12 protein-coding genes and 1 tRNA gene are annotated in these 12,563 nt (G+C 37.1%); 5 read left to right on the top strand and 8 right to left on the bottom strand.

What is annotated here, in order from left to right; translation table 11 throughout:
- Positions 1 to 97 precede the first annotated feature (97 nt).
- The 4 genes from NMG63_RS03085 to NMG63_RS03070 all read left to right on the top strand — a co-directional run bounded on the left by NMG63_RS03085 (position 98) and on the right by NMG63_RS03070 (position 2,648).
- Positions 98 to 171, top strand: a tRNA-Trp gene (locus tag NMG63_RS03085).
- Between the two features lie 471 nt (positions 172 to 642).
- Entirely contained in the window at positions 643 to 1,242 is a 600-nt protein-coding gene (locus NMG63_RS03080) for an Ltp family lipoprotein (protein ID WP_013852767.1), read from the top strand.
- A gap of 382 nt (positions 1,243 to 1,624) precedes the next feature.
- Positions 1,625 to 1,822 (top strand): hypothetical protein, encoded by a 198-nt coding sequence (locus tag NMG63_RS03075; protein ID WP_003773238.1) that lies wholly within the window; start codon positions 1,625 to 1,627, stop codon positions 1,820 to 1,822.
- Positions 1,823 to 1,919: 97 nt separating this feature from the next.
- Positions 1,920 to 2,648 (top strand): hypothetical protein, encoded by a 729-nt coding sequence (locus NMG63_RS03070; protein WP_013852766.1) that lies wholly within the window; start codon positions 1,920 to 1,922, stop codon positions 2,646 to 2,648.
- On the opposite strand, the gene NMG63_RS03065 is transcribed toward NMG63_RS03070, so the two are convergent.
- The 3 genes from NMG63_RS03065 to NMG63_RS03055 form a co-directional block, all read right to left on the bottom strand.
- On the bottom strand, positions 2,641 to 3,210 hold the full coding sequence (locus NMG63_RS03065; protein ID WP_003773236.1) for a hypothetical protein: 570 nt from the start codon (positions 3,208 to 3,210) through the stop codon (positions 2,641 to 2,643). The genes NMG63_RS03070 and NMG63_RS03065 overlap by 8 nt on opposite strands.
- Before the next feature lie 4 nt (positions 3,211 to 3,214).
- Entirely contained in the window at positions 3,215 to 3,979 is a 765-nt protein-coding gene (locus tag NMG63_RS03060; protein WP_003773235.1) for a CPBP family intramembrane glutamic endopeptidase, read from the bottom strand.
- Positions 3,980 to 4,090: 111 nt separating this feature from the next.
- Positions 4,091 to 4,435: a GNAT family N-acetyltransferase gene (locus NMG63_RS03055; protein ID WP_034886507.1), complete on the bottom strand. Its 345-nt coding sequence runs from the start codon at positions 4,433 to 4,435 to the stop codon at positions 4,091 to 4,093.
- Positions 4,436 to 4,637: 202 nt separating this feature from the next.
- Here NMG63_RS03055 and NMG63_RS03050 point away from each other — a divergent pair, with 202 nt between their 5' ends.
- Positions 4,638 to 5,288, top strand: a complete 651-nt coding sequence (locus tag NMG63_RS03050) for a YoaK family protein (RefSeq protein ID WP_013852763.1) — start codon at positions 4,638 to 4,640, stop codon at positions 5,286 to 5,288.
- A gap of 24 nt (positions 5,289 to 5,312) precedes the next feature.
- On the opposite strand, the gene NMG63_RS03045 is transcribed toward NMG63_RS03050, so the two are convergent.
- The 5 genes from NMG63_RS03045 to hrcA form a co-directional block, all read right to left on the bottom strand.
- Positions 5,313 to 7,868, bottom strand: a complete 2,556-nt coding sequence (locus tag NMG63_RS03045; RefSeq protein WP_254007436.1) for an ATP-dependent Clp protease ATP-binding subunit — start codon at positions 7,866 to 7,868, stop codon at positions 5,313 to 5,315.
- Positions 7,869 to 7,939: 71 nt separating this feature from the next.
- Complete coding sequence (gene dnaJ / locus NMG63_RS03040; RefSeq protein ID WP_003773231.1) at positions 7,940 to 9,052, bottom strand: molecular chaperone DnaJ; 1,113 nt, start codon at positions 9,050 to 9,052, stop codon at positions 7,940 to 7,942.
- A gap of 23 nt (positions 9,053 to 9,075) precedes the next feature.
- Positions 9,076 to 10,878 carry a molecular chaperone DnaK gene (dnaK, locus tag NMG63_RS03035; protein ID WP_003773230.1) on the bottom strand — a complete coding sequence of 601 codons (1,803 nt, stop codon included), beginning with the start codon at positions 10,876 to 10,878 and terminating at the stop codon, positions 9,076 to 9,078.
- A 13-nt stretch (positions 10,879 to 10,891) separates the two neighbouring features.
- On the bottom strand, positions 10,892 to 11,464 hold the full coding sequence (gene grpE / locus NMG63_RS03030) for a nucleotide exchange factor GrpE (protein ID WP_013852759.1): 573 nt from the start codon (positions 11,462 to 11,464) through the stop codon (positions 10,892 to 10,894).
- Complete coding sequence (gene hrcA / locus NMG63_RS03025; protein WP_003773226.1) at positions 11,448 to 12,479, bottom strand: heat-inducible transcriptional repressor HrcA; 1,032 nt, start codon at positions 12,477 to 12,479, stop codon at positions 11,448 to 11,450. Before hrcA ends, grpE begins: the two co-directional genes overlap by 17 nt.
- Positions 12,480 to 12,563: the final 84 nt, after the last annotated feature.

Genomic DNA, 12,563 nt, shown 5'->3' with positions numbered 1-12,563 from the left:
CCTCAAGAAATATTATATCAAATACCTATTGATATTGATATACGACTATGGTATTATTTGTTGGCAGTCAGTTAAATAACGTCTTGCAAAGCCTTTTAGGGGTATAGTTCAATGGTAGAGCAACGGTCTCCAAAACCGTTAATGTGGGTTCGAGTCCTGCTACCCCTGCCAATTATATAAATACAACCACTTTCGAGTGGTTTTTCTCTTGTTTTATAGCCTACAAAAGGCCTACAAGCCTATTAATCCAAATAAAAATCTTATGTCTTTTTCAATAGCAATAATATAATAATAAAATTATTCTACGGATTCTATTCTAAAAATCAAAGAAGAAAAATATATTTGAAACCATTTAAACGTAACAACCACTTCAATTGACCCTCAAAGCACCCTATAGTATCATGAGTATAAGAAGGGATGGATTTCAAGATGATTTTTCTCACAATCTTCTATAAATAAAAAAAACACGTGAGATTTATTAAATATTATTTTGACTTAATCATCTGGTTCATGGTCTATCTTTTCCATGAACTCAATACTACTTTAAATTACACCGGTTATCTATGAGCATGTAATACAAAAAGTTCCTTTTTTCATTACAGTGAAAAATAATATATTGAAAACTAAGGAGGCATTACATTTATGGAAGCATTATTTGGTACACTTGGAATTCTTGGATTTACTGTGGGAATTATTCTACTTATTATCTCATTGATTAAGAAATCAAGTAAAAAAAGACCTTTGTTCATCGTAATAACTTCAATCGTGTTGTTTGGAATTGCCATGGCGAATTCAACTACACCTGAAAGTACCAAAGATAAAGAAACCGTAGCACAACCAACAAAAGAAACACAAAAAGATATAAAGGATGAAACAAAAGAAGAATCAAAAGAAGAAACAACAAAAACTGAGCCAGTTAAAGAGAAAGAATCTGTACCGATTGAGTATAAAAATGCTTTGATCAAAGGACAACAATATGCGGAACGAATGTATATGTCAGAACGCGGTGTTTATGATCAATTAGTCTCAGAGTATGGAGAAAATTTCCCAGAAGAGGCAGCACAATATGCCATTGAGAATATCAAAGCAGATTATAATAAAAATGCTCTGGAGAAAGCAAAAACTTATCAATCTCGAATGAGCATGTCTCGTGATTCTATTTGGGAACAACTCGTATCAGAACATGGAGAAAACTTCACCGAAGAACAAGCTAATTACGCGCTGGAAAATTTACCAAATTAATCGAATTTGAATCACAAACGCTTAGATGCTTCGAGATTTATAGCCGGTATACACCCTTCTTTATTATGAATCATACAAATTTATTATCTTGTTATGAAAATTAAAACAAGTATCTCCGTTAAAACCTTGAAGAAATCTATCAAAAATAAGCACCCGCTGTTGTAGTGGGTGCTTTCATTTCTTAATATTCATTAACAATCTATTAAGAATACCTAATTCTTAGATATGTTACGTAAGACCTTGCTATAATTTTTGATGTAGCGATGCATGTCTTTCTCCATAAAAATAGATTATCATCTGTACAATCGTTACAAATAAGACTCAAGTTCGCATACGGACTCGAGTCTTTTGTATGTTATAATCCAATTAGGGGGAATTGAATATGAAACAATCGATCATAAAGCATCAAAAGATGCTTTTAAGTTTTATCGCTTTTATATTGGGATTATCTTTATCAAAGCTACCACCAATAATCAGTACAGGAGTATTTTGGTTTATGATTGCTTATGGTGTTTACGTTATCTATGATGCAATTCAAATTCAGAAATCAATAAAAAACAAATCAAACAAAAAAGCGTGAATCTTCACGTTTTTTTATTTCATTAAAGCATTATGTTATCTTGCGTGAATTTCATGAACCATTTCTTAAGAATGATATAATACTCTTAGGTGATAATATGGAAAACATACGACACGATCTCCAACATCGAGGCTATCTCGACTTAAATATCGTGACACATTGTGCAGATTTAAGTGATGAAGCATTGGTGAAGCAACTGAATGCGAAAACTGCACAAGAACGCACCGCTGCTGTCCATGTCGGTGCAAGAAGATGGAATTATGAACCTTGGTTTGTTGATTTACTCTTAAAGCAACTCATGAATGAAAAAGCGCTTTATACACGACTTGAAATTTGTCGTGTTTTAGAAGGTGGCAATAATGACGTCGCTGCTGCGATGATGCCCTATCTTAGAAAGATTGGAGACAACCAACATCAGTTCATTCCAAAAACTGTTTCACGTAAACGCGGCTATCCTTTACCGCGTGATATTATTGCGCGGACGCTGGGCAATATGAATGCATCCATCCTTTATACGATGATCGATCAATTAGATTCGTTGTCTCAAGATCAAATAAGCGAGTTTGTGGATGCCTATGGTTATTTTATTTCTAAACATCCACACTTAGCGACACAAGCACATTTAAATGTCATCGAGTATCTCATTAATAATTACTCAGATAATACTCTAATTAAATGGAAATGCATGCAATGTCTTTCTGTGTTTCCACTTGATCACGCGCTTGAGATTTTAAACGACCAATCCACATTATGTGATCATCCGACAATTAAATTAGAAATTAAACGAAGTATTCATCAAATTTCAAAAAAAAGAGAAGCTATATAGCTTCTCTTTTTGTATATGGTTCGAGCTGGAAAAAGTAGTGATGATCTTGAGCGTACGCCTCTAGTTTACATATCCCTTGATACACCCCTTCTTCGGATGCATCTTCTGTTACCGTTTGAAACAGTTCGATTTTAGGATTCTGCTTACGCTCATGAGCCATCGCTTTATGAAACCATCCTTTAATGCGTGCAGGTGTGGAAGCACAATAAAGAATATCCACGATCTGCTCCCGTACCATTTCGAAATGATTATTCTCTTGAGACGCAAGAACACGACCGAGAGCACGCGCTTTCGCATCATCAATTTCTTGACATAAGAATTTTGTTGAGTACCAAAGTTGATAAACATCGGACCAGGTGCTCAATTGTGTCTCTTTGACGTAATCAATGCTTTTTGCACGACGAACAACATCCCATGATTTTAAATCAGATTGTACTGTTTCAGATGTCACAGTAATCCCTTGATTTGGTAATTCATCAACCCAAATCAGACGATCTTCTTCTTGAACTATAATCGAATTCGGTGTAACGCCGTTTATGATATAAATTGCCTCTTTCATCATTGATTTAGACTGCGAAAATCGCAATGACTCCCAATGTATTCCAAATCATATGTAAATACATCGCAGCTTTGATGCTGTTTGTTTTTTCATAAATATATGCGAAAAACGTTCCCATTCCTGCATAAATTATGAGGTTAAACATCATCACCCATTGTCCCGTCACAAGTTCTGTAGTGAGATGCATCAAACCAAACAGAATTGAACTTAGAGCATAGGCTGCAAAGCGGTTTTTATGAATAAGCTTGCGGAAAATTAATCCTCGGAATAGCAGTTCTTCTTTAATTGGACCTGCAATAACCGCGAAGACGAAATACATCGGGAATCCTATCCCTTTCATCGCTATCAATGCTTCTTGATTAATGGGTTGACTTGTTCCACCAAGTGATTCAATAAGCATTGCGACTAGTGGACTTACAATAAAATTCGCAAGGACCATAACTACAAAATAGAAACCAACCTTACGTAATACTTCGAAACCTGTTAATCGATTTGGAAACGTACGTGCTTCTTTAATTAATGGTAAATTAATCCATAATAAAATGACTGTAGTCAAAATCATCATTACAATTGGGGTAAATGCGGTCATGTTTATTTCCTGACTCATTTGCATTTCTATAAACACACCTACAAATACATCTGAAAATGTGGAAAGAATAAAAATGGAAAGTACACTCCAAAATAATCGTTTTCCTTTTAATGGAGATTCTACATCCAAAATCCCTACCTCATGCTTTAACGGTTCGTAGTCTAACGCTTCTTCTCTATACATACATCCTCCTCAAAATTTCTTGCTTTAATTATACCTTAATTCCGTCTCTAAATTCATCCTTCATGAACAAGCACCCTTTGAAGCAATAAAAAAAATGCACCATAGGTGCATTTACGAAACCTGAAATGCACACTCCGAGGATAAACGTACCTCGTCATTGCAACCGATTAACGTCTTACACATCGCAACCATTTCAGTTGCGTATCCATTCCCTCGAAACGCTTCCTCGACATAAATCATTTGAAGTCGTGCATGATGCTTATTAAAGGCATCTTTTTGAAAGTGCGCAAACCCCGCTGGAAAGCCACAATCATATTTAATAACAAAAACATCTTGATCTGAATTTAGTTGTGCTTTGATTACGGCTTGTCGATGTTCGTAAGAACAATCCGTTTCACACATAATACTAAGGTATACCAATTCTTCAAGTTGTGCTTGTGTACCAAGACAAATCATTACGACATCCTCCATAAACCTATCTTATCGTATTCATGGTCATGTGTCATGAAAATTAAATGAGCGTTTATGAACGGCGCTCACAACCGTAACACCATAACGCGCTCTTGTTTCAATGTCAATTATTTCAAGCATTTTCATGAAAAAATAACGATTTTATTGATCTGCATGCTATACTAAAACCAGTAAAAAGAGGTGCAATATGAATTCATTCGATCTTAATCATGAAAACAGTCGTTTCGCATATATTTTCTCATTTATATCCGGTTACTTAGATGTATTGGGAATCCTTGCTATTGGTGGGGTTTTTCTTTCTTTTATGAGTGGTAACTCTACACGCTTAGGAATTCATTTAGTCAATCACGAATGGATGGAAGTACTTCGCTATGTTCTCGTACTTATCACCTTTGTTTTTGGCGCTTTTATTGGTAATCTTTTCTGTATTGGAAACCACACGCAATCCATCAAACGAATCTTAGAACTGGATATCCTTTGTTTGGTATTTGCCCTGATGTTTCAATTTACAACATATCAATCGTGGAGCTTTCCACTCATAAGTTTTGCGATGGGGATTCAAAATAAGGCACAAGTTGAAGTCAATAACGCCACTATTGGAAAAGGATTTATGACTGGAGTGCTTTATGGTATTGGTGAAGCACTCGCTCGATTTGTGCGTAAGGAAACAAGTTGGCATGAAGTGTCAACGTTGATTCTAACGTGGTTCCTATTTTTCTTAGGTGCTATAACCTCTACCTGTCTGCTTTGTGTCATAAGTTCTACTTTAGCTTTAGGCTTGATTGTTGGGTTTCTGTGCATCATTTATCTCAGTTTTTGTTTCTATCATAAACATTAAAAAGAGCCAGATAGCTGGCTCTTTTTAATTTAAAGTCTTACGAGGTTCAAGAATATGAATTTCAAATTCATGATCTTGGGCATCGATTTCAAGGACGCTATTATCTTCCACATCGTTTTCAATGAGAAGATATGCAATCTTGGTTTCAATTTCACGTTGTATGAAACGTTTCATTGGACGTGCACCATAAGTTACGTCACTACCTTCCGCAACAATAAGATCAATTGCCTTATCTGTAACACTTAACTTGAGATTACGACGTCCAATACGGACTGCAAGCTCATCAATGAACTTACGAGCAACATCGTGAAGCACCGCATCGTTTAAGGCATTAAAGACAATGATTTCATCAATACGGTTAATAAACTCGGGTTTGAAGTGTCCTTGAACCGCCTGCATGTATTGTTTATCTCTACTTGCTTGATCCGATTCAAATGCAAACTGACTACCAAGATTTGAAGTCATAATGATAATGGTATTCTTAAAATCAACCCTTACCCCTTTGCTATCCGTAATATGTCCGTCATCAAGGATTTGAAGTAACACATTAAACACATCTGGGTGTGCTTTTTCAATTTCATCTAAAAGCACGATTGAATACGGATGACGGCGAACTTGTTCAGTTAATTGACCACCTTGTTCATAGCCAACATATCCAGGAGGGGCACCAATGAGTCTTGATACGCTGTGTTTTTCCATATATTCACTCATATCAATGCGAATAATACGATTTTTATCATCGAAAAGTTGTTGGGCTAAAACACGAGCAACTTCAGTTTTACCAACCCCTGTAGGTCCTAAGAACATAAACGAACCTAAAGGTCGATTTTCATCTTGGATTTGAGCTTTAGAGCGTAGGATTGCGTCTGTAACAGTTTGAAGTGCTTGATCTTGTCCCTTAACATAAACGCCTAATTCATGTTTAAGGTTCAAGAGTTTTTCGCGTTCAGAAGCCACAAGTTTCGTAACATCAATTTGTGTCCATCGTGATACAATTTCAGCGATCAACGCTTCATCAACAACCTCTTGTATCATACTTCCTTCATGATCGTTCTCATTACTTTCTTGAATTTGACGTTCAAGGGCAGGAATTGTTTCATATTGTAGACGCGCAGCTTCTTCATAACGGGCTTCATTCTGTGCTTTCTCAAAGTCTAAGCGTGCACGTTCTAATGCCTCTTTCGCATCTTTGACGCCATCAACTTGCGCTTTTTCTTTTTCCCAACGAGCATAAAGATCCTGATAGTTTTCTTTCAGGTTGCTGAGTTCTTCTACAATCTCGTCACGACGTTCAAGCGTCTTCGCATCCGTTTCTTTTTTTAGGGCAGCTTCTTCAATTTCAAGTTGGCGTATTTTGCGTGTTAATTCATCCAATTCTTCTGGCATCGATTCCATCTCAACGCGAATGGAAGCACACGCTTCATCAATCAAGTCAATAGCTTTATCCGGCAAGAAGCGGTCCGTAATATATCGATCCGATAATTTCGCAGCGGCCACAATGGACTCATCCAAAATTTTAACCCCATGATGAGACTCAAAGCGATCTTTAAGACCTCTTAATATAGAAATAGTGTCATCCACAGAGGGTTCATTAACAGTAACCCGTTGGAAACGACGCTCAAGTGCAGCATCCTTTTCAATGTGTTGTCGGTATTCATTATAGGTTGTCGCACCAATTAGGTGGAGTTCACCACGCGCTAACATTGGTTTTAATAAGTTTGCGGCATCCATCGAACCTTCTGTTTTCCCTGCACCTACGAGATTATGAATTTCATCAATAAAGAGAATGATGTTTCCATCTGCTTGTTCTACTTCTTCGAGAACAGCTTTTAAACGTTCTTCAAACTCTCCACGGTATTTTGCACCCGCAATTAAAGAACCCATATCCAACTCAATGAGTTGTTTATTTTTTAAACTGAAGGGGACATCACCACGCATAATCCGCCATGCTAGTCCCTCTGCAATCGCCGTTTTACCAACACCCGGTTCTCCAATAAGGATTGGATTATTTTTTGTTTTACGGGATAATATTTGGATTACTCTACGGATCTCATCGTCACGACCAATAATTGGATCGATTTTACCATCACGAACATCTTTTACCAGATCTCGACCATATTTTAATAGGGCATCAATTTGATTTTCTGCTTGTGGTGAATCCATGACTCTACCGGAACGATGACTAAGAATTGAAGTTTCAATCGCGCGGTAATCCGCTTGATTTCGATAAGTATTTACAGCTTCTAAGATTCCTAAAAAAAGTGCAAATAGAGAAATATATGTATCGCCTTGTTTGGTTGACCATGCCTGTGCTTTCGCGAAAACATTCGTGATTTCTTGGTCCATGGTTAATTGTGCACCTTGAACCTTTGGAAGTTTATCTAAAATTTCATCGGCAGATTGAAGAAGTTTAGACTTACTGGTTCCAGTTTCTTCTAATATTAAATCAAGATCACCTGAATTCAGGATTGCCTTCATCAAGTGGGCTGACGACACAGCGCTGTGTTGCATTTGTGTCGCATAATTCACAGCTTCCATTAAAGGTGCTTGAGCTTTTTCAGTTAAGTTTTCGTAGTTCATGCAATTCACCTCCGTTTTAGCAATTGACTACTTAGAGTGCTAATATAAATTTTAAAGAAAAGTGACGTGTGTCACTTGAACGCTTTTTTAAAGCGGTCAAAGACACTATCACCTTTTACTTCTGTTTCTTTTAACGCTTCTAAATGTTCACGTTGTTGACGTGATAATTTAGTTGGTACTTCTAATTTAACTTCAACGTATTGGTCTCCCATACGTCCGGAACGAAGGTCTTGAACCCCTTTTTCACGAAGTCTAAATTTAGTATTGGGTTGTGTACCTGCTGGAATCGTTAATTTAACATCACCATGCACGGTTGGAACTTCAATTTCTGTACCCAATGTGGCATCGATTACCGACAAAGGAATATTAATATGGATATCATTACCCTCACGTCTGAAGTGTTTATGCGTTCCGACTACAATCTCAATAAAGAGATCACCGTTCGGTCCACCATTTGCCCCACGTTCACCCTTACCGGAAACACGTAATTGTTGTCCAGTAACGATTCCCGCAGGAATTTTAATATCGACTTCGACACGTTTTGTATTAAATCCTTTACCATGACATTCACCACAGCGTTTTGTAATTGTTTTACCTGAACCACCACAGTCCGGACATGTTGCTTGAGATTGGAAAACTCCAAAAGGTGTACGTTGTTGCGTAACCGTTTGACCCGTTCCACCACAACGTGAACATGTCTTGATATCATCTTTGCTGTGTGCACCCGACCCATGACACGATGTACATTCTTCATCTACATTTAAAGTCACGGATTTGTTTGCACCAAACACAGCTTCCATAAAGTCAATTCGCATACTCATAAATCGATCTTGACCCTTCATAGGTCCATTAGGATTACGACGCTGACCGCCGCCTCCGCCGCCGAAGAATGAACTAAAGATATCTCCGAAATCATCAAAGCCACCACTAAAGCCGCCACCAAAACCGCCTGCTCCCTGATCAAAGGCTGCATGGCCGTATTGATCATAGCTCGCACGTTTTTGAGAATCACTTAGGACTTCGTAAGCTTCTTGGACTTCTTTAAACTTAGCTTCAGCATCATCCTCTTTGTTGATGTCAGGATGATACTTTTTAGCTAATTGGCGATAGGCTTTCTTAATTTCTGCATCTGTGGCAGATTTACTTACTCCAAGTATTTCATAAAAATCTCTTTTATCTGCCATATCTACCTCCGAAAGTTTTTAAACTAGTTTTTTTCTTCAAATTCAGCGTCAACTACAGTTTCATCATTTGATGAAGCATCTGCTTCAGGTTGACCAGCTTGTTGCTCATACATTGCTTGTGACATTGCTTGAGCTGCTTGTTCTAATTGTTCAAGTTTTTCTTTTAATGTTTCAAAATCATTGTTGTCCATTGCTGCTTGCAATTCATCACGTAATTTTGTTACTTCTTCTTTTTGAGCATCATCCACAGGTGAATCTTCACTTGCTAATGATTCATCGATTTGATGGATGAATTGTTCTGCACGGTTTTTAAGTTCTGCTTCTTCTTTTAAACGTAAATCTTCTGAAGCATTTTCTTCCGCTTCACGAACCATACGTTCAATTTCTTCATCACTTAATCCTGAACTGTTTGAAATTGTAATAGATTGTTTTTTGTTTGTTCCTTTATCCATTGCCGAAACATTTACGATACCATTTACGTCAATATCAAATGTAACTTCAATTTGAGGAATACCACGTTTTGCAGGTGCAATACCATCTAATTTAAATAAACCAAGTGATTTATTATCCTTAGCCATTGGACGTTCACCTTGTAATACGTTAATGTCTACAGCAGGTTGATTATCTGCTGCTGTTGAGAATACTTGTGATTTTGATGTAGGGATTGTTGTGTTACGTTCAATAAGAACAGTCATCACACCACCCATTGTTTCAATACCTAATGATAATGGTGTAACGTCAAGAAGCAATACATCTTTAACATCTCCAGAAATAACACCACCTTGAATTGCGGCACCCATTGCAACAACTTCATCAGGGTTTACAGATTTATTAGGTTCTTTTCCTAATTCATTTTTAACTGCTTCAACAACTGCAGGAATACGTGTTGATCCACCAACAAGTAATACTTGATGAATATCATTTTTTGTAAGTCCAGCATCTTTTAATGCTTGACGAACTGGAACCATTGTACGTTCAACAAGGCTCTTTGTCATTTCTTCAAATTTAGCACGTGATAATGTTGTTTCCAAGTGTAATGGACCATTTTCACCTGCTGAGATAAATGGTAATGAAATTGAAGCATTTACAGTTGAAGATAAATCTTTTTTCGCTTTTTCTGCTGCTTCTTTTAGACGTTGCATTGCCATCTTGTCGGATGATAAATCAATTCCGTTTTCTTTTTTGAAAATATCTACTAAATAATCAACAACAATGTGGTCAAAATCATCTCCACCTAATTTGTTGTCACCAGCTGTTGATAATACTTCAAAAGTACCATCTGCTAATTCAAGAATCGAAACGTCAAATGTACCACCACCAAGGTCAAATACAAGAACTTTTTCTTCTTTATCTGTCTTATCAATTCCAAATGCAAGCGCAGCTGCAGTTGGTTCGTTAATAATACGTTCTACTTCTAATCCAGCAATCTTACCAGCATCTTTTGTAGCTTGACGTTGTGCATCATTAAAGTATGCAGGAACTGTGATTACAGCTTTTGTAACTTTTTCACCGAGGTAATCTTCTGCATAGCTCTTCATATAACCTAAGATCATTGCTGAGATTTCTTCTGGTGTATAATCTTTGCCTTCAAGTGTAACTTTTTCGCCTGTACCAATTAAACGTTTAACAGATACTGCTGAGTTAGGGTTTGTAACAACTTGACGCTTTGCAGCATCCCCAACAATACGTTCACCATTTTTAAAACTTACAACAGAAGGTGTTGTACGATTTCCTTCTGGGTTTGTAATTACTTTTGCTTCTCCACCGTCCATTACGGAAACAGCTGAGTTTGTTGTTCCTAAATCAATACCAATAACTTTACTCATAATATATATCCTCCTATTGACTCACTTTTACTAAACTCGCACGTAGAATGCGATCTTTTAACATATATCCTTTTTGGAATTCTTCAATCACGATATTGGATTCTACTCCCTCTTTTTCCTCAGTCATCATCGCTTGATGAATATTTGGATCAAAAGGTTGATTTAATGCATTAATCGGTTCCACACCTTCCGCTTTAAGGGATGCCATCAATTGATCATAAATCATTTGTACACCTTCTCTTAACGCTTCATCCGTTGTCTCTTGTTTTAATGCACGCTCCAAATTATCTAACACAGGCAATACATCTGCCGCAAAACCTTGAATTCGGTATTTACGCAGTTGATCATGCTCACGTTGCAGACGTTTTTTTAAGTTTTCTGTATCTGCTAACATTTTAAAATAGTCGTTTTTTAACGTTTCAATTTCTTTTCGTAAGGCTTCATTCTCATCAATTGCTTCATCTGTTTCAGAAGCCTCGTTCTCTGAGTTTGAAGTTTCAAGTTCTTCGCTGTCTGTTGCTTCAACTTCTTGTTCTAATTGAACTTCTTCGTTGAATTCTTCAGCGGTTTTATTCGTCTTGCTCATCATTGCCACCTTTCCCATACACCGTTTCGATCATCTCCGAAACATAATCCATTAACGAGACAACGCGACTGTATTCCATTCGGCTTGGTCCCACAATCATTAACTTATGTTCATGATTATCGAGTAGATTAAACGAACTGGATACAACGGCCATATCATCAACCCAAACAATTTCACTTTGATCGCCTTTTTTAAGACTTAGGTGATTTTGTCCTGTGGATAAGTTACGCCACATTTCACTGTTTTCGAGCATATCCATCATTTCACGAAGTTTCTCTATGTTTGAGAATTCTGGCTGGTATAACATATTGCGTTCACCACTTAAATAGACTTCGTCCTGAGCAAATTTAACAAATGCTCCCACAAACGCCTCAAAGAGTACCTCATACTTTTCGATCCGTTTCGATAAGATAGGTCTTAAACTCTCCATTTTATCTACAACTTCCGATAGTGCTGTACCTTTTAATCGTTCATTTAATATTGAAGTACACGCCTCGAGGTCATTCACATCCACTTTACTATCAAAATTAAAGATTCGATGCTCCGCATGCCCTGATTCTGTTACGAACACGGCCATTGCATTAAATTCACTCAATGGAATTAACTGGACACTTTTCAGTGTTTCATTCATTGCACTGGGCCCTAATACAACCGTAGTGAGATTCGTCATTTGCGATAAGATATCACAACTTTGACGAATTGCTTCATCAATACCGAGTCGTCGATCGGAGAAGATTTGTGCAATTGCGGTTTCAATACCGTAATTCTCTTCTTCATCCATAAGGTGTTCTACATAGAATCGATACCCCTTTGTTGAAGGGATACGTCCACTGGACGTATGTGTCTTTTCCAGTAGTCCTATTTTTTCTAAATCTGACATCTCATTTCGTATTGTCGCAGACGAGTATGATAAGTTATATTTATCGATTAACGTCTTTGAACCCACAGGTTCAGCTGTGTTAATAAACTCTTTAACAATCGCCTTAAATATTTCTATTTTTCGTGGCGTCAACATATTAATCTCGCCTCCTAAACACTCTATTCTTTGTGTCTAGTATTATTCTACACCACGAGTTTAGCACTGTCAACCTTTAAGTGC

Origin of the sequence: Erysipelothrix amsterdamensis, assembly GCF_940143175.1 — a bacterium.
Lineage (GTDB): Bacteria > Bacillota_I > Bacilli_A > Erysipelotrichales > Erysipelotrichaceae > Erysipelothrix > Erysipelothrix amsterdamensis.
This window is presented reverse-complemented; position numbering and strand designations above follow the sequence as displayed.

Coding starts and splice junctions, on each gene's coding strand:
- NMG63_RS03045 (WP_254007436.1), bottom strand. CDS start 7,868: ATGAACTACGAAAACTTAACTGAAAAAGCTCAAGCACCTTTAATGGAA.
- NMG63_RS03075 (WP_003773238.1), top strand. CDS start 1,625: ATGAAACAATCGATCATAAAGCATCAAAAGATGCTTTTAAGTTTTATC.
- hrcA (WP_003773226.1), bottom strand. CDS start 12,479: ATGTTGACGCCACGAAAAATAGAAATATTTAAGGCGATTGTTAAAGAG.
- NMG63_RS03080 (WP_013852767.1), top strand. CDS start 643: ATGGAAGCATTATTTGGTACACTTGGAATTCTTGGATTTACTGTGGGA.
- grpE (WP_013852759.1), bottom strand. CDS start 11,464: ATGAGCAAGACGAATAAAACCGCTGAAGAATTCAACGAAGAAGTTCAA.
- NMG63_RS03065 (WP_003773236.1), bottom strand. CDS start 3,210: ATGATGAAAGAGGCAATTTATATCATAAACGGCGTTACACCGAATTCG.
- dnaK (WP_003773230.1), bottom strand. CDS start 10,878: ATGAGTAAAGTTATTGGTATTGATTTAGGAACAACAAACTCAGCTGTT.
- NMG63_RS03060 (WP_003773235.1), bottom strand. CDS start 3,979: ATGTATAGAGAAGAAGCGTTAGACTACGAACCGTTAAAGCATGAGGTA.
- NMG63_RS03055 (WP_034886507.1), bottom strand. CDS start 4,435: ATGATTTGTCTTGGTACACAAGCACAACTTGAAGAATTGGTATACCTT.
- NMG63_RS03070 (WP_013852766.1), top strand. CDS start 1,920: ATGGAAAACATACGACACGATCTCCAACATCGAGGCTATCTCGACTTA.
- NMG63_RS03050 (WP_013852763.1), top strand. CDS start 4,638: ATGAATTCATTCGATCTTAATCATGAAAACAGTCGTTTCGCATATATT.
- dnaJ (WP_003773231.1), bottom strand. CDS start 9,052: ATGGCAGATAAAAGAGATTTTTATGAAATACTTGGAGTAAGTAAATCT.